A 15,961-nucleotide genomic window follows, 5' to 3' on the forward strand; every position below is an offset into this window, starting at 1 on the left:
CGCTCCCGCCAGAACCTCGAACCTTCGCCACCGACCATGAAGCTCGCCCGGCCCTTCGCCTGCATTCCCGTCGTGCTCGCCTGCTGCCTGCTCCTCTCCGGTTCCCGCCAGGCCGACGCCGGCGGGACCCTGGGCTTCGTCTACAAGCCGGACCTGCGGGTCCTGAAGCTCGGCCCCAGCATCGTCAGCTCCAACCACGCCCGCCTGCTGGTGACCAACCAGGGCAAGTGGGGCTCGCCGGCCTGCTGGGCCAAGATCACCTGCTACGGCCCTTCCAAGACCCACGGCTACGCCTGGATCCCGCCCATGAACCCCGGCGACATCTACGGTGTCGACGGTTGGGTCGGTCAGCTCATGTCGGCCAACGCCGGACAGATGTCCGTGGCGTGGATCGATTGCTACCAGTCGGTGGCCGAGTCCAACGAGGGCAACAACCTCACCTACTACATCGCGCCGCCCCACTGAGCCTGTTCGGTGACGGTGGTGCCCAGGAGTGGCCCTGGATCGGTGGCCCACGTGGGTCTAACTTGTCGCTCGACGACCGACCACCTCGCCAACCGAGCACCCACCCATGCCCACCGTCCCCTCGGTCCGCCGCAGCCTGCGCGCGGCCTGCCTCCTCGGCCTCGTATCCCTTTTGGGAAGCTGCTTCGTCTCGCGCTCCTATATCAACGACGGCATCTCGCCCGAGGCCGTCGCCAGCCTCGAGCCGGGAGTCAGCACGGCCGCCGAGGTGGTCGCAGCGCTCGGCGCCCCCGGTCACGTGGTGGAGCTCGGCAATCGCAGCGCCTACCAGTACGAGCACCACAAGCTGAAGCGCGCGGGCCTGTGGCTGTTGATCGTCGGCCTGTTCAACGAGGACACCCGTTCCGACCGCGTCTGGGTCTTCTTCGACGAGAACGACGTGCTCTCCCACGTCGGCGCGACCCTCTCCGCCGAGCGGGCCTCCTACTCGCTGCCCTTCCAGGATCGCGAGTGAGCCCCCTGCAACGCGCGGCGGCCGTGGCCCTGGCCCTGGGTCTGGCCCTGCCGACCACGGGCTGTCTGCGCCTGGCCTACCGGCGGTCGATGGTCGACGAGGCCCCCGACCCGACCAAGCTGGAGACACTGCAGGCGGGTGACAGCCTGGCGGTGTGCCTCGAGACCCTCGGGGCTCCGACCCTGATCTGGGGTCTGGGCGACGACGGGGCGGAGGGGTTCGCGGCCGTTTACGCCTCGACCCTGCGCGGCGGTTGGGGCCTCAACGCTTCGGCGCCGTTGGGCAAGAGTGCCTCTGGGTCGCTCGAGTTCCAGACCCAGAACCTCGACCTCGACGCGGTGGTCTTGTTCTTCGATCTGGACTGGGGCCTCGAGCGCTGGCGCGAGGGCAAGCTGGCGAACCTCCTGCCGGCCAACTTGAACGAGATCACGATCGACGACTGATCGGCGGCGGGCTCCAGCTCACAGGAGGAACCTGACCGCCAGCCAGACGGCGCCGGCCACGATCAGGATCAGCCCCACCACCAGGGGCGCCATGGCGCGGGCGTCGCTGCCCGGGACCTGGTCGGTCTCGACCCAGTTGAACATCGCGCGCACGCGCTGCTCGATCGGCTCGCCGCAGTGCGGACACTTCTTGGGCGGGACCTTCTCGGCCGCCTTGCGACTGTCGTAGCGCAGGGGCAGAACGCCGTTGCACTTCAGGCAGTAGTGGTTGCGTTCCGAGCCCCCGTCGGCGACCCCCGGCGCCTTCGAGCGATTGCGCAGGTACTCCAGGGCCTCGGTGTTGGTGCCGTCGCGCGCGCGGGCCCAGTGGCTCTCCGGAAGCTTGGCGGAGTGCCTTTCGGTCGACGACTTGGCGTCCGAATCAGCGCTCGGCCCAGCGTCGGGTCCGGAATCAGGGCGATCCTCGTCCTGCGGTGAATGGGTCGAGCTGGCCAAGATCGGGTCCTCAGGCCAGGTCCCAGGTGGTCCCGTCCGCGCCGTCCTTGAGCTCGATCCCCAGCTCCGCCAGGCGGTCGCGGACGCGGTCCGAAGTGGCGAAGTCGCGGCGCTCCCGGGCCTCGCCGCGCAGCTCGATCAGAAGCTCCACCAGGCCACCGACGAGTGCGTCGTCCACCTCCGCCTTCCCGGCGCCCTGCACGAGCTCCAGGTCACCGGGCTGGAACAGTCCCAGCAAGCGGCCCAGGTCCCGCAGCAGGCGCTTGGCGGCGAGGGCCTCGTCGCCACCCAGGGCGCGCGCTTCCTTGGCGATCGAGAACAGCGCTCCGACGGCCTCGCCGGTGCCGAAGTCGTTGTCCATGGCGCGCACGAAGGCATCGCGGTGGGCAGCCACCGAGGCGGGCGCGTCACGTCCGATGAGTTCATCGAGGTCGGCGGCCGCCACCGGCTCGTCCAGCAGCGGTCCGAGGTCCGCGAGCAGGCGCTGCAGGCCGGTCCGCGCGCCCTCGACGCTTGTGGGCTCGAAGTCGATCGGCCGGCGGTAGTGCCCGCGCAGGAGGAAGAAGCGCAGGGTCGGCGCACCGTAGGTCTCGCGCAGCCAGGTCGCGTTGAACTGCCGCGCGAACTCGGGTTCCGCCATGCGCGGGTCGCTCTTGGCCACCTTGCGCCCGCCGAACTGCACCAGCCCGTGGTGCATCCACAGTTGCGCGTAGGCGTCGCCGTGGGCCTCGCTCTGAGCGATCTCGTTCTCGTGGTGCGGGAACTTGAGATCGTCACCGCCGCCGTGGATGTCGAACACCGGCCCGAGCAGCTCCGACGACATGACCGAGCACTCCAGGTGCCAGCCGGGTCGACCGGCGCCCCAGGGACTCTCCCACGAGGGCTCACCGGGCTTGGCCAGCTTCCACAGCGCGAAGTCGGCCGGGTGGCGCAGGTCGCCCGGGCGTTCGACCCGCTCGCCCGACTGCATGTCGTCCAGGTGGCGACCGGAAAGCTTGCCGTAACCCTCCTGCTGGCCCACGTCGAAGTACACGCCATCGGCAGCGGCGTAGGCGCGGCCCTGGGCGATCAGGTCCTCGATGAAACGGACCATCTGGGGCACGAAGTCCGTGCAGCGGGGATGGTCGGTGATCGTCGCCACCCCCAGGGCGCGCAGGTGCTCGAAGTACTGCTCGGTGTAGCGCGAGGCGATCGAGTCCCAGGGCTCCCCCGTCTGCGCGGCGCGGCGGATGATCTTGTCGTCGATGTCCGTGATGTTGACCACGAAGCGCACGCGGTAGCCCCGCGCGATCAGCCAGCGCGCCATGGCGTCGAACAGCACCGGCCCCATCAGGTGACCGATGTGACTGTCGTCGTAGACCGTCGGGCCACAGACGTAGAGGCGCACCTCGCCGGGCTCGAGGGTCTTGAGGGTCTGGCTGGCGCGCGTGAGCGTGTTGTGGATCTGTATCGACATTGTGGGCCGCCGGTGCGGTGGGCGAGGAGTGTAGTCCGCGGTCCGGCCCCTCCCGAGCCCCGGACGCGGCCTATTCGAGCCCCGCCCCGGGAAGCTGGGCCGGCCCGGAACCGGGCCCCGGTCCCGGCGGACGTTGGACGCGGTACCCTTCGAGTCCCGTGCATCGCCAGCGCCTCGATCGACTCCGCCCCCAGGGACCGCTCGCAGCGGTCTTCGTGGTCATGGCGAGCCTCGCCGTCCCGAACTCCGGTTCCGCCAGCCCGAGCGTGCCCCGTCCCACGGCCAGCCCGACGCCGGCGCCGATCTCACCCCCGCTTCTGTCGGCCGACGGCGGCGACCACGCGCTCCAGGCCAGCCTCCCGGCGCACTTCGAGCTCACCGCGGTGGTGACCGGCCTCGACTACCCCACCGCCCTGGCCACCGCCGACGACGGAACCCTGCTCATCGCCAGCAAGAGTGGCCTGGTCTACGCCTACCGCAACGGCACCCTCCAGGACACGACCCTGATCGACCTGAGTCTCGAGGTCCTCTCCGTCGGCGACCGCGGTCTCCTAGGACTCGCCGTCCATCCGGACTGGGTCCCCGACGGCGGCGCGACCTCGTGGGCCTACCTGTCCTACACGGCGTCGGGCGTCTTTGGCGAGGAGATCGGCCACGACGAGGACGGTCACTACTCCCACGGCATGCTCACCCGCTATCGGGTGATCACCGGTCCGGACGAGCGCCTGGCGTTCGACCCGGCCTCGCGGCAGGTGCTGCTCGGCCTGCGCCTGCCCGATGGCAGCGCTCCCGATGCCCTCGCGAGCTTGCACGATTCGCACTCGAGCGGCGCCCTGCGGTTCGCGCCCGACGGCACCCTCCTGCTCTCACAGGGGGACGGCGCCCACTGGAACTTCGATGACTTCGGCTCCAACGATCCCGAGGGTTTCGACGACTTCGTGCACCCGGTCACGGGACTGCGCGGGCAACTCCCGCTGGAGCAGGACTCGGGCGCCTTCCGCGCGCGCGATCCGCGCTCGCTGGCGGGCAAGTTGCTGCGCCTCGACCCGGAAACCGGCTACGGGTTGCCCTCCAATCCCCACTGGAACGGGAACCCCGCGAGCAACCCGTCGCGGGTCTACGCCAGCGGTCTGCGCAACCCCTATCGCTTCACCCTGCGCCCGGGAACCGGTTCGAGCGATCCCGCCGACGGTGACGTCGGACAGGTCTTCATCGGCGACGTCGGTCACACGGACTTCGAAGAGCTGAACGTCGTGGTCCAGGCCGGGGTCGACTTCGGTTGGCCAGTGTTCGAGGGCACGGCGAGCAACAGCCCCTACGACGTGTTCGTGCGCCCAGGGCAGAACCCACTGGGCCTGCCCGACTCGAACAGCCCCGCGCCCGGTCCGGTGGTCGCGCCGGCCTTGACCTGGAGCCATTCATCCCTTGCGAGCTTGCAGCCCGACGGCGTGCACCTGGACCAGGCCGGCAACCCAGGCGGTGGCTTCATCGGCGCCTGCGTGATCCTGGGCGACTTCTATGTCGGTCCCGACTACCCGAGCCAGTACCAGGGCGAGCTCTTCTTCAGCGACTACGGCGCCGACTGGCTGCGCTCGGCGCGCTTCGACGCGGCCGGGAACCTGTCGCTGGTGCGCGACTTCGGCGCCGGGCTGGGCAACGTGGTGGACCTGCGCCACGACCCATTGACCGGCGAGGTGCTGCTGCTCGAGCTGGGCTTGGCGCCCTTCCAGGGCCGCGTGCTGCGCCTGCGCTACGGCGCCAACCTGAGTCCGGTCGCCTCGCTCGCGGCCGACGTCAACAGCGGCGACAGCCCCCTCGATGTCGTCTTCGATGCCTCAGCCTCGAGCGACCCCGAGGGCGACCCGCTGAGCTTCGAGTTCGACTTCGGCGACGGCTCGCCGAAGGTCGTGCAGTCGGGCCCGACCATCGCGCACCAGTTCACCTCCGACGGCTTCTACCTGGCCTCGGTGGAAGTCTCGGACGACGGGGGCTTGGTTTCCAAGGCACAGGTCTCGATCGTTGCCGGCAGTTCCGCGCCGGTGGTCTGGATCAGCTCTCCGGCGGTCGGCAGTGCGCCCTCGGGCGACACCGCCCTGGCCCTGGTCGGCGGTGGCCAGGACCCCTCGGGCGGCGACCTGACCTTCGACTGGCGCATCGACCTCTACCACGACGACCACGTCCACCCGGCCTTCTGGACCGACAGTCAAGTCGATCCCAGCTCGACCAGCACGAGCTACGCCATCGTGCCCCACGCGGCCGACGGCGACCTCTACTACTACCGCGTCGTGCTGACGGGAACGACCGGGTCCGGCGCCAGCGCCAGCGCCGACGTGTGGTCGATTCCGGCCGGCCAAGCCCTCGACCCGGTCGGCACCGGAGTTCCGATCAGTCGCGTGGACGAGCTCACGCCCCCACAGCCCCTCGGCCTGGGCAACGCCGATGTCGAGGTCATTCGTGACGGCGTCTCCCCGGCGGTCGGGAGCACCGAGCTGGAGTTGCAGTTCGACACCGAGCACAACGGCGACCAGGGCGACGACGATTGGATCGGCGTCTCGCTGGCTGCCGCGCCAGTGTCGCAGTCGCGCTTCGTCAGCCTGACCTTCCGCGAGGGAGCCCACAGCGCCGCCGGCGGCTGGTTCGAGGACCCAGCCGTCGAGGTGCGCGTCGGGACCGAGTGGGTCCCGGTCCAGGACCTGTCCTGCGAGCCGCCCTATCCGGGTGGCACCGATCCCGGGCCAGGCTTCGAGCAGTACGTCTTTCACTTCACGCCCACTTGGGGTGAGGCGATTCGTCTGCGCGGCAAGCCCGGCGGATCCCTCGGCTTCGTGAGTTGCAGCGAGCTGCACGCGCAGTTGCTGTCGCCCGAGGCGGCCCTGCCCCAACACCTGAACCTGGCGCAAGCGGGCACGATCATCTCGTCCCTGGACGCCCTGAGCCCGCCCCTGCCCCTCGGTTCGGGCAACCCGAATCCGGAGACGATCCGCAACGGGACCCTCCCCGTGTCCGGCAGCACGAGCCTTCACGCCCAGTTCGACACGTCGCACAACGGCGACCAGGGACCGCTCGACTGGATCGGCTACGCCTTCGATCCCCCGCGGACCCTCGAACGGGTCGTGTTCCAAGAGGGACTCGAGCAGCCGACGGGTGGCTGGCTCGACACGTTGGTGGTCGAGACTCGACTGGACGCCGCGGCGCCTTGGACTGCGGTGCCAGGCATGACGATCGATCCGCCCTACCGCGGGGCGGGGCCGGGAACACCGAGCTACGAGTCCTGGAGCGTCGACTTCCCGCCGCTGCTCGTGCGCGAGGTACGCGTTGCCGGCCAACCGGGCGGCAGTGGCGGCTTCCTCTCGGTCGGCGAACTCGAGGCCCTCGGCCCCTGGTGGGACGCGGGCAAGTGCGGCTTCACGACCTACGGCACCGAGTTCACCTGGAACACGCTGGTCCTCGACTCGGCCACGCCGCCGCTCCTGGGCTACCCGGGCCTGATCACTCTGAGCGGCGCGGACCCTGGCATGCCGGGTGGCCTGATGGTTGCCATCGCCCCCTTGAGCGTGCCGATCGGCCCCTTCTTCCTGTTGGTCGACCCCACGGTGTCCTTCGTCAGCCCGTTCCTGACCGACCCCGACGGCGAGCTGGATTGGATCTACGCGCTACCGAGTGACGTCGCGCTCAGTGGCGCCACGCTGTTCCTGCAGTCCGCCGTCAAGTCGCTGTTGATCCCCGGCGGATTGCGCTGGAGCCACGGGCTCGAGATGTCCATCTGCGAGTAGCGCGGGCGCCGACGGAACCGACGCCAGGTAGTGCGCCGCGAGCCCGATCGCGACGATCAGGCCCACCGCGCCCACGACTGCCAGGGGCAAACGCGTGACCGCGCGAGCGGGTCCGGTTCCGGGGCTGCGGAGCCGGCCGGGTCGCGCTGCGGGGGGTCGAGCGGAGGGCTGCATCGGCAAATACGCACTCGTATTGGGAAGACCGACCGCCGCCTTCCGCATCGATCGGCGAACCGACCACCCGAGACCGACTAGCAAGCTCCATGAAGATCCACGACCTGACACCGCTCGCCCTCCTGTTGGGGCCCTTGGTGGGCCTCGGCGCCGCCCAGACACCCTTCGCGGTCAACGTCACCGTGGGCCCCGACCCCGCTCCCCTCGGCTGTCCGGTCCAGATCACCTTCTCCAACGACCGGCCCGGCATCGCGGGCGTCTTCAACTGCTCCTACCGCGTGCTCGACGCCCAGGGCGGTCTGGTCTTCGACCCCACCTGCTCGCCGATCCTGTTCGACCTGGGGCCCTACGGCTGGCTGCCGTTCGAGTGGAACCAGGTGGATCAGTCGGGCTCGCCGGTTCCGCCCGGTGACTATTGGGTCGAGGCGAGCTTCGAGTCCGGCGCGACCGAGCTGCACCCGGTGACCCTGGGCGGCACCGACGCCGGGCTCGTGCTGCGCGGCACCGCGACGGTGACCCAGACCTTCACCGGCGAGAACCGACCCTTCGTGCTCTGCTCGCCCCTGGACCCCGGCCGCCCCTTCTGGTTGCTCGCGGCCCTGGGTCAGTCGCCCGGGATCGCCACCTGCGGCGGCACCCTGCCGCTGACCTTGGATCCCCTTCTGCAGGCGACGCTGGTGCCGAACTCGCTGCTGCTCGGGTCCCAGGGCAACCTCGACGGCAACGGCATGTCCATGGGCCCCAGGCTCGACCTGCCCGACGTTCCGAGCTTGGCGGGAGTTCAGTTCTCGACCGCCTTCCTGGTCCTCGACTTCCAGGCGCCGTGCGTGGTGCGGCGGGTCTCGCCTGCGCACACCATGAAGGTCCTGCCTTGACTCACTGGTCGCGCCAGGACGCCGTGCCGAGCCACCAGCCGGTGGTGTAGCGCGCATGGAGCTCGCCCACGGCCCGCACTCGCCGACAGCCGTCCGTGTCGATCCAGCGGAAGCCGTCGACGCCCAGGGGCCCGAAGTAGCCCAGGTCCACCAGGGCCGCCGCGGCCGCGCGTAGAGCGGCGTCGAGGGCTGCGAGCTCGTCCGGCTCGAGCTCGCCCGGTCGGGCCAGTCGGGTGTGGCTCCAGGCCCCACGCGGATCGCTGACTTGCACACAGGGCTCGCCCAGACGCAATTCTCCACTCGGCCGCAGGAGACCGTGACGCGTCCACTCCAGGGCCACCTCGACCTGGGGCTCGATCCGCAGTTGGCGTCGCAGGTCATCTCCCTGGCCGCGCACGAAGGCGCCCTCGATCCAGCGCAGGTCCGTCGCGGCGAGGGCTTGGCGCAAGCGACGCCGGCCGCGGCCCGCACCGCCGAACTCGCGCTTGGCGAGCCACTGCGCGACGTGCGGATGGGCGCGCAGGTGGGCGTGGACCGCGGAGGGTGAGCTGGCCCAGGTCGATTCGGGCAGCGGTTCGCCCTGCGTCTCGATGCGCGAGAGGAACGAGCGCGAGTTGGCGCGCCGCAGGATCGCCATGGACGGAGCCGCGGGCGGCTCGAACCCCAGGGCCGCGAGGCTCGCCAGGGCCGACGGCGTCGGGCACCAGGCACTGGCCTCGCCCAGCCCTTCGAGCCGCGGTGGCTCGGCGCCGGGGATCAGGGGCAGGAGCGTGGCCGGCAGGATCGCCGCCAAGTGCGCTGCCTCGACTCGGACCCGCTCGGTGACTGCGGCCGAGGGCCGATAGGACCGGGGCCGCGCCAGCTCGAGTTCCGCGTCGAGGTTCAGGAGCAGGGGGCGACGTCGATCCACTGATCCAGCGCTTGCGAGAAATTGCGGTCGAGGCCGGCTGCCGAGCGCGCGGCCAGGGCCAGGCGCTTGCCGCGCAGGACCGCGGGCGTGAGCGGAGCGGGGAGCTGGCCGCGCCAGGTCTCGAAGTCCGCGGCGCCCTCGAAGCGCTCGAGCCAGCGCGCCGCGAAGCGCACGTGGGCGATCTCGTCGCGACCGATGCGCTCTTGGACCTGGGCCGAGGCCTCGTCCCCGACCGACCGCAGGCGCTGGGCCCAGGCCTCGGCGTGGTCCAGGTTCGCGCCCTCCAGGCCGACCCCCATCAGGGACACGAACTGGGCCGGGGTGGCGCAGCTCGGGACCCGCTCCCAGAACCAATCGCGCAGGGGAAACTCGCCGATGCGTGCGCCCAGCCGCTCGATCTGCGCCGCGAGCAATCGGGCGTGTCCCAGCTCCTCGAAGGCGATTGCGGCCAAGCCGCGCCGGAAGCGCGGCGGCGAAGTCGGAAAGGCCAGCACCGCCCAGGCCATCAGCTCCGCGGCCTGGATCTCGTGGTGCAGGAAGGTGTGCAGCAGCCGCGCGCGAGCGCGCGGGTCGGCCAGGCTCCCCGGTCGCACCGAGCGCCGGGCGCCGCGATCTTCCGGCCCCGGGCCCGGTCGTCCCGGGCCCGCCAGACGGCGCTCGGGCGGGTCGACCTCGCCGACGCGAGGCGGCCTGGCGAAGGCCAGCTTGCGTTCGAGCTCAGGCTCGAGCACGAGATCCTGGCACCAGCGCTCCAAGCTGCCGGCACGCGGCGCTCCGTCTCCGGGGTCCATGGCGATCGACCTCACGCGGCGATTGTGCACGCTCGACGTCCTCCGCGCCCCGTCCGATGCAGGTCCGCCGGGAAGGTCTGGAGAAACCTCCGCCGCACCTGCGTAGAATCCGCCGGGCCCATGCAGCCGCTCAACCGTGCCACGATCGCGCTCCTGGCGATTCCCTCGATCGTCCTCCTGGGCTGGCTGCTCAAGGTGGGCGCCGGGATCATCCAGCCCCTGGTCATCGCACTGCTCCTGGCGAGCATGCTCTCGCCCGTCGTGCGCGGTCTGGCGCGCTTCCGCATCCCGCCCTTCGTCTCGGTGCTGACCATGGCCGTGCTGATCGGCTTCGGTCTGGCGCGGGTAGCGCTGATCGTGCAGGGCAACGTGGCCGAGTTCCTGGGCCAGACCGAGCGGGCGCAGATCGAGGCCGTGGGCGGACTGACCGAATCCGAGGACGCGGTCAACCGCAGCTTCGGCGGCTGGACCGCGGTCGTGAAGGACCTGGAGACACGCATCGAGCGCTCGACGATGCCGGCCGAGGTCCAGGACTACCTCAAGGCCCAGCTGAACGAGCTCGACGCCGGTGAACTCTCGGCCCAGCTCGTAGGCAGCGGCCTGGGGATCATGCGCACGATCCTGCTGGTCGTGATCTACATGCTCTTCATCTTCGCGGAGCAGGCCGTCTTCAGACGCAAGATCCTCTCCGTGGCCGGCGACAACCGACACGCCGCGGCCACGATCCTCGACACCATCGGACGCGGCATCCAGCAGTTCCTGGGCATCAAGACGCTGATCTCGATCGCCACCGGCGCCCTGTGTTACGTGGCCCTGGTGGCCCTGCAGGTGCCCTATGCCCTCCTGTGGGGTGTGCTGACGTTCTTCCTGAACTTCATCCCCTACTTCGGCAGCCTCGCGGCCGGCACCATGCCGACCGTGACCGCCCTGGCGGTCAAGTCGAGTTGGGAGACGGCGATGATCGTGGCGGCGGTCTACTTCGCCGTGAACATCGTGCTGGGCTCGATCATCGAGCCACGCATCCTGGGTCGCGAGCTCGACCTGTCACCCCTCGTAATCATCGTCTCGGTCGTGATCTGGGGAGCGCTATGGGGCGTCGTCGGCGCCTTCCTGGCAGTGCCCATGACCGCGACGATGCAGATCGTGCTCGCCAGCAACGAGGTCACCAGACCCGTGGCGGTGCTGCTGTCTAGCGGGCCACCAAAGGGCTCGCGCCGGCTGCGACAGGCGGCCTAGTGTCCTGGATCAGGAATTCGGCGTCACTTCCCGGGCTCCGATCGCCGCTGGCGTCGCCAGCGCCTCCTCCGAGTATCGCAGCGGATACGCGTCGTCGGCGCGCCTAGCCAGCATCGATCGGACCTCCGGGCAGTGACGCCGAATTCCTGAACCAGCACACTAGCCGGCGTTCGTCGAGCGAACGACCCCGTTTCGAATCAGTCCTCGTCCATGGCCGCGATGGGTGCCGTGTTCGGCGCGAGGAAGAAGCGTCCGACCACCGCGTCGAATTCTTCGCCCCCCGGACGCTGCATCGTGTAGCGCCCCTCCATCGTGCCCCACTCGGTCGCGAGCGGGCAGCCGCTCATGTACTCGAACTGCTCGCCGGGCGCGAGGTCCGGGTTCTCGCCGACCACCCCGGCGCCGCGCACCTCTTCGACGTCGTTGTTCGCGTCTCGGATGATCCAGTGGCGCGAGATCAACTTGGCGGGCACATCACCCTCGTTGCTGATCACGACGCGATAGGCGTAGACCCAGTGGTTTCGCTCGGGGTCCGACTGGGCCTCGATGTACTGGGCCGCCACGCGCACGCGGATGCCGTCGGTGGTCGTGTCTGAATGGCCTGATTCGTTCATGATCTCGCTCTGCGAGGGCCAGGATAGCGAGCGGTCAGGGCCGTCGCACGACCAGCACCGAGCTCTCCGCACGGTCGGCCACGTCCTGACCTGTTCGTCGGTCCGCGAGTTGGCGCACCTTGATCTTGACCTGCGCCCCCGCGGGGAGCGACGCCCAGACCGCCGCGGGAAGGGTCGCACGGCCGTTTTCGAAGGCCAACCCGAGGTGTTCGAAGCTGCCGCCCACCCGCGGCCCATCGACGCACCACAGGTGGATCGACGCCCGGCCGAAGCTCGCGGGCCAGGTGAGCACCGGCGGATCGTCGCCCCCGATCCGCGCCAACTCCCCCGCCGGCTCGGCGCTGGAGGGGGTGAACAGATCGGCCACGAGGATCGCCTGGGCAGGGTCCGTGCCCGTTGGGTCGATCTGGAACAGCGCCTTGGCGCGCGCCAGACCGCCGAGGGCTGCGGCGCTCCAGGCAGCGACCAGGGCCAGGGCCAGGGGCCGTGCGAGGGATGGGACACGCTGACCCAGGGCCGCGAATCCTGCCGCCGCAAACAGCGCGAAGCCGGCGCTGCCAGCCAAGGCATAGCGTGCCTGGGGCTGGTGAAAGACGAGGTTGAAGCGCAACAAGAGGGCCATGGCCACCAAGCCCGAAGCACCCAGCAACAGGGTGGGCCCAGACTTCAGGCCGATGCGCCCCCGCCCCAGGGCCAAGCCCGCCAAGGCCAGCAGCGCTGTGCCCCCGAACAGCCACTCGATCCAAGCCGGCTGGGAAGCCGCATTCCAGCCGACCACCCCCACCGCGGACCGAAAGACCAGCACCGGCAGGGCGTAGGTGAGCTGGGTCAGGCGCGCCTCGTCGGGGACCATGTTGCTCGCGAAGGCGCGCTCGTGCACGGCGGTCGCCAGGGGTTCGCCGTAGAGCTCGAGGTTGCGCAGGATCCAGGGCAACCAGAGGGCCACGAGCAGGGCCAGACCGAGGGCTCCCGCGACCGTCGTCTCGCGCCGCCGCTGGGGCGCGCGCCACCAGATCCAAGCCAGCGCGAGACCGAAGAGCGGCACCACGCCCACGGCCGTGAGCTTCGTCGCCAGGGCGAGTCCGCCCAGGGCCCCCGCCGCCAGCCCCGAGAGCGGGGTGAGCCGGTTCGAGTCGACGGCGCGCACGAGCAGCGTCAGGCAGCCCAGGATCATGGTCACCGCCAAGGCGCCGTTGTCGAGCACCGAGTGGGCGATCGACCAGCCCGGCAACAGGGCGAGGAGCAGCACGCTCAGGTCCACCGCGCCAGGCGCCCGGGGCAGGGCGCGCGCCACGAGACGACGGATCAGCACCAGGCTGACCGCGCCGCACAACACGGAGAACAGGCGCAGGCGGTGGAACCCGCGCACTTCACGCGACCGCGCGCCGACCTCGTCCCAACCGTGCTCGAAGTGTCGACCCGACACGCGCTGCGCCAGCTCGACCGACCGCGGAGTGGGCGTCAGATCGGCGAGCCCCTGGATGCGCAGTCCGAGGGCCAGGATGCGGTAGTACAGCGCCGGATGGTGGCCCAGGTCCCCCTGGCGCCAGGCGGGGACGCCGGCCAGCTCGCCGGAGCCCTTGACCACCGGCGGCTCACCGTGCTGGATCAACTGCCACACGTAGCCCAGGTGTCCGTTCTCGTCCGGTGCTTCGAAGACCGGCGTGACGTGGGCATAGGTCCCAGCCAGAACCACGTGCACGAGCACCGCCAGCCACAGGCCGAGCCGCTTCAACGCACCACGGGTCGAGCCAGGGCGAGCAACGAGACGCCCAGGGGCAAGTTGCGGTCGACGACCCAGTGCCGCTCCACGGCGAAGGTGTGGTAGAGCAGCTGCTCGAGGGGCCGCGGCAGTCGCAAGCCCAGGTCCGAGCCGCCGGAGTGGGCCCGATCGAGCAGCGGGCGCATGGCCAGGCGCAGGGCCAGGATCGGCGCGAAGAGCAGTGAGTTGAAGTACGTCAGGCGCTCGAGCTCGAAGCCGGCCGCACGCAGTTTCTGCGCCAGCTCGCGGCGCCCGTAACGGCGGTGGTGCATGGCCAGCACGTCCTGCCGCCCCCACAACAACTGGAGCGCCGGGACGCTGAGCAGCAGCTTGCCGTCGTCCGCCAGCAGCCGGCGCCATTCGGACAGCGCCGCGGTCTCCGCTTCCAGGTGTTCGAGCACGTCGAGGGCCGCGATCAACTGGAAGGAGCCGTCGGCGAAGGGCGCGGCCGTGGCATCGCCGCGCACAGGCGTGGCCCCCTTCGCGGCGCAGTTCTGCAGGGACCCGGCGGCCACATCCAGGGTCACGACTCGCCCCCGCGGCGCCAGGACCGGCAGGTTGACGCCCGATCCCGGCCCGACGTCGAGAATGCGTGCATTGGGCCCCAGGGGCACGCGCCCGTCGAGGACGTCGTCGAAGATCGCGCGGCGGGCCCGGAACCACCAGTGGTCCGGATCGTCGTGCTCCTGGTGAACGACTGCTTCCAAGGTCGTGGGCCCTTCAGCGTCCCTTGCGGTCCAGGCGGCGGATGCGCCACCACATGCGCGCCACGGTGCGCAGGGTGCGCGGGATGTCGCTGGCCTGCACGGTGGTGCGACCGGCCAGCCGCGGGTAGTGGCGCACGCCGACTTCGATCGAGCGATAGCCCAGACGCGCGGTCTGGGCCACCATCTCGGTGTCGATGAAGAAGTCGGTGCTCTCAAGGGCCATGGCCTGGACCACCGGCCTGCGGAAGACCTTGAAAGCGCAGTCGACGTCGCGCACGCGCACGCCGAAGAGCACCCGCACCAGGCGGTTGTAGGTCCACGACAAGAGGCACCGCAGGACCGAGTCGTAGCGGTAGACGCGGAAGCCGAAGACCGCGTCGGCGCCGGCTTCGAGCATCTGCGCGATCACCCCGCCCAGCTCGCGCACGTCGAACTGCAGGTCGGAGTCGGTGTAGAACACCAGGTCACACTCGGCGGCCGCGAAGCCGTTGGCCAGGGCCGCGCCGTAGCCGAGGTTGGTCGGATGGTGGATCACCCGCACGCGCGGATGCCGGCTGGCGAGGCCGTCGGCGATGGCCCCGGTGTTGTCCTTGGAGCCGTCGTCGACGACCACGATCTCCCAGACGTCGAAGCACTCGGTCAGGTAGGCGGCGGTGCGCTCGACGGCCTCGGCCAGGCACTCCTGCTCGTTGTAGGCGGGCAGCACCACGGTGGTGCCCACGGTCACGCGATCGCCCGCGCCGGGGATCGGCACGTGCGGCGCGTCCCGCAGGTCGGAGGACGGCGGCCCGGCGGAGTGCGGCCCGGCGGAGTGCGGCCCGGCGGAGTGCGGCCCGGCGGAGTGCGGCCCGGCGGAGTGCGGCCCGGCGGAATGCGGTCCGGCGGAGTGCGGCCCGGCGGAGTGCGGCCCGGCGGAGTGCGGCCCGGCGGAATGCGGTCCGGCGGGCACACGCTGGGCGCCGTGCTGGTGATCGGGAGGGCTGGACTCGGCTGCGGACATCAGGTGCCCGGTCGTGCGTTGCCGGGGCCGAAGCTTAGCGCGGAATCCTGGCCGATCCCGCGCCCCCGGTCGCCTTTCGGGCGGCCAGGGGCGTGCGCCGCCCGGCCCCCATGCGCATGCTCTCGCGGTGGCAACTCGATTCCGGACCGTGGTCGCGGCCTCGCACTTCGAGGACGATCCGATCAAGGGCTCGCGCTTCATCGCGGACGTGATCCCAGCCGCCGAGCCCGACCGAGCGCTCGAGGCGATCGAGGGGGTGCGCGCGGTCCGGAGTGACGCCCGCCACCACTGCTGGGCCTGGCGCCTGGATCCCGAGGGGCGCGAGGTGCGCAGCAACGACGACGGCGAGCCGGGCAACTCCGCCGGCGCCCCGATCCTGCGCCAGATCGAGGGCCACGACCTGTGTGGCCTGGTGGTCGTGGTGACGCGCTACTTCGGCGGGGTCAAGTTGGGCGTGGGCGGCCTGATCCGCGCCTACGGCGGGGCCGCGGGCCGGGCGCTCGATCGGGCGCGGGTCGTCGAACGTGCGGTCCTGCGTCGCCTGTCGATCCGCTACCCCTACGAGGTCTCTGGCGCCGTGGAGGGCGCCCTGGCCCGCAACGGGGCAATCGCGCTGCGCTCGGAGTACGGAGCCGAGGTGGCCGCGGAGCTGAGCGTTCCGATCGATGCGGAGGCGGACCTGCGGGCACAGCTGCGCGATGCGAGCGCGGGCCGCGTGCGGATCGCCCCGCTGGAATAGACTGCGC

Annotated in this window: 15 protein-coding genes; 7 read left to right on the plus strand and 8 right to left on the minus strand. The window is 70.7% G+C overall.

The features are described 5' to 3' along the window. The first annotated feature begins 36 nt into the window (after positions 1–36). From Pla133_RS13940 to Pla133_RS13950, 3 genes are all read left to right on the plus strand, one after another. Positions 37–465: a hypothetical protein gene (locus Pla133_RS13940; RefSeq protein ID WP_145066227.1), complete on the plus strand. Its 429-nt coding sequence runs from the start codon at positions 37–39 to the stop codon at positions 463–465. A gap of 106 nt (positions 466–571) precedes the next feature. Next, a complete protein-coding gene (locus tag Pla133_RS13945; RefSeq protein ID WP_145066229.1) occupies positions 572–979 on the plus strand; it encodes a hypothetical protein in 408 nt (135 codons plus the stop codon). Continuing rightward, a complete protein-coding gene (locus Pla133_RS13950; RefSeq protein WP_145066231.1) occupies positions 976–1,422 on the plus strand; it encodes a hypothetical protein in 447 nt (148 codons plus the stop codon). The genes Pla133_RS13945 and Pla133_RS13950 overlap by 4 nt, the downstream gene beginning before the upstream one ends. Before the next feature lie 18 nt (positions 1,423–1,440). Here the strand turns inward: Pla133_RS13950 and Pla133_RS13955 are convergent, their stop codons facing one another. After that, positions 1,441–1,917: a hypothetical protein gene (locus tag Pla133_RS13955; RefSeq protein WP_145066233.1), complete on the minus strand. Its 477-nt coding sequence runs from the start codon at positions 1,915–1,917 to the stop codon at positions 1,441–1,443. Between the two features lie 10 nt (positions 1,918–1,927). Then, the gene (gene cysS / locus Pla133_RS13960) at positions 1,928–3,373 is read right to left on the minus strand and encodes a cysteine--tRNA ligase (protein ID WP_145066235.1); all 1,446 of its coding nucleotides are present in this window, start codon (positions 3,371–3,373) and stop codon (positions 1,928–1,930) included. 158 nt (positions 3,374–3,531) lie between these two features. Here cysS and Pla133_RS13965 point away from each other — a divergent pair, with 158 nt between their 5' ends. After that, a complete protein-coding gene (locus tag Pla133_RS13965) occupies positions 3,532–7,146 on the plus strand; it encodes a PQQ-dependent sugar dehydrogenase (RefSeq protein ID WP_145066238.1) in 3,615 nt (1,204 codons plus the stop codon). A gap of 263 nt (positions 7,147–7,409) precedes the next feature. Then, positions 7,410–8,195 (plus strand): flagellar hook assembly protein FlgD, encoded by a 786-nt coding sequence (locus Pla133_RS13970; protein WP_145066240.1) that lies wholly within the window; start codon positions 7,410–7,412, stop codon positions 8,193–8,195. A gap of 1 nt (position 8,196) precedes the next feature. Here the strand turns inward: Pla133_RS13970 and Pla133_RS13975 are convergent, their stop codons facing one another. Together Pla133_RS13975 and Pla133_RS13980 are read right to left on the minus strand one after the other, a co-directional pair. After that, positions 8,197–9,105: a hypothetical protein gene (locus Pla133_RS13975; RefSeq protein WP_145066242.1), complete on the minus strand. Its 909-nt coding sequence runs from the start codon at positions 9,103–9,105 to the stop codon at positions 8,197–8,199. Continuing rightward, a complete protein-coding gene (locus tag Pla133_RS13980; RefSeq protein ID WP_145066244.1) occupies positions 9,078–9,896 on the minus strand; it encodes a DUF455 family protein in 819 nt (272 codons plus the stop codon). The genes Pla133_RS13975 and Pla133_RS13980 overlap by 28 nt, the downstream gene beginning before the upstream one ends. Before the next feature lie 120 nt (positions 9,897–10,016). On the opposite strand from Pla133_RS13980, the gene Pla133_RS13985 reads away from it, so the two are divergent. After that, positions 10,017–11,132, plus strand: coding sequence for an AI-2E family transporter (locus Pla133_RS13985; protein WP_145066246.1), 1,116 nt, complete (start codon positions 10,017–10,019; stop codon positions 11,130–11,132). Between the two features lie 197 nt (positions 11,133–11,329). Here Pla133_RS13985 and apaG read toward each other — a convergent pair whose 3' ends face one another. Genes apaG through Pla133_RS14005 form a run of 4 tightly spaced genes read right to left on the minus strand, consistent with a single transcriptional unit; the run spans position 11,330 to position 14,969 of the window. Beyond that, positions 11,330–11,746, minus strand: coding sequence for a Co2+/Mg2+ efflux protein ApaG (gene apaG, locus Pla133_RS13990; protein WP_145066248.1), 417 nt, complete (start codon positions 11,744–11,746; stop codon positions 11,330–11,332). A 34-nt stretch (positions 11,747–11,780) separates the two neighbouring features. Then, complete coding sequence (locus Pla133_RS13995) at positions 11,781–13,481, minus strand: glycosyltransferase family 39 protein (protein ID WP_145066250.1); 1,701 nt, start codon at positions 13,479–13,481, stop codon at positions 11,781–11,783. After that, positions 13,478–14,215, minus strand: a complete 738-nt coding sequence (locus Pla133_RS14000) for a class I SAM-dependent methyltransferase (protein ID WP_419191523.1) — start codon at positions 14,213–14,215, stop codon at positions 13,478–13,480. Before Pla133_RS14000 ends, Pla133_RS13995 begins: the two co-directional genes overlap by 4 nt. Positions 14,216–14,228: 13 nt before the next feature. Further along, the gene (locus tag Pla133_RS14005; RefSeq protein WP_419191524.1) at positions 14,229–14,969 is read right to left on the minus strand and encodes a glycosyltransferase family 2 protein; all 741 of its coding nucleotides are present in this window, start codon (positions 14,967–14,969) and stop codon (positions 14,229–14,231) included. Positions 14,970–15,342: 373 nt separating this feature from the next. On the opposite strand from Pla133_RS14005, the gene Pla133_RS14010 reads away from it, so the two are divergent. Then, the gene (locus tag Pla133_RS14010) at positions 15,343–15,954 is read left to right on the plus strand and encodes an IMPACT family protein (protein WP_145066257.1); all 612 of its coding nucleotides are present in this window, start codon (positions 15,343–15,345) and stop codon (positions 15,952–15,954) included. Positions 15,955–15,961: the final 7 nt, after the last annotated feature.

The organism is Engelhardtia mirabilis, from assembly GCF_007748095.1.
In the GTDB taxonomy this organism is placed as follows: domain Bacteria; phylum Planctomycetota; class UBA1135; order UBA1135.

What these genes read in the sequence shown, in the direction of transcription:
- Pla133_RS13940 (WP_145066227.1), top strand. Translation starts at nt 37, where the DNA reads ATGAAGCTCGCCCGGCCCTTCGCCTGCATTCCCGTCGTGCTCGCCTGC.
- Pla133_RS13945 (WP_145066229.1), top strand. Translation starts at nt 572, where the DNA reads ATGCCCACCGTCCCCTCGGTCCGCCGCAGCCTGCGCGCGGCCTGCCTC.
- cysS (WP_145066235.1), bottom strand. Translation starts at nt 3,373, where the DNA reads ATGTCGATACAGATCCACAACACGCTCACGCGCGCCAGCCAGACCCTC.
- Pla133_RS13970 (WP_145066240.1), top strand. Translation starts at nt 7,410, where the DNA reads ATGAAGATCCACGACCTGACACCGCTCGCCCTCCTGTTGGGGCCCTTG.
- Pla133_RS13980 (WP_145066244.1), bottom strand. Translation starts at nt 9,896, where the DNA reads ATGGACCCCGGAGACGGAGCGCCGCGTGCCGGCAGCTTGGAGCGCTGG.
- Pla133_RS13985 (WP_145066246.1), top strand. Translation starts at nt 10,017, where the DNA reads ATGCAGCCGCTCAACCGTGCCACGATCGCGCTCCTGGCGATTCCCTCG.
- apaG (WP_145066248.1), bottom strand. Translation starts at nt 11,746, where the DNA reads ATGAACGAATCAGGCCATTCAGACACGACCACCGACGGCATCCGCGTG.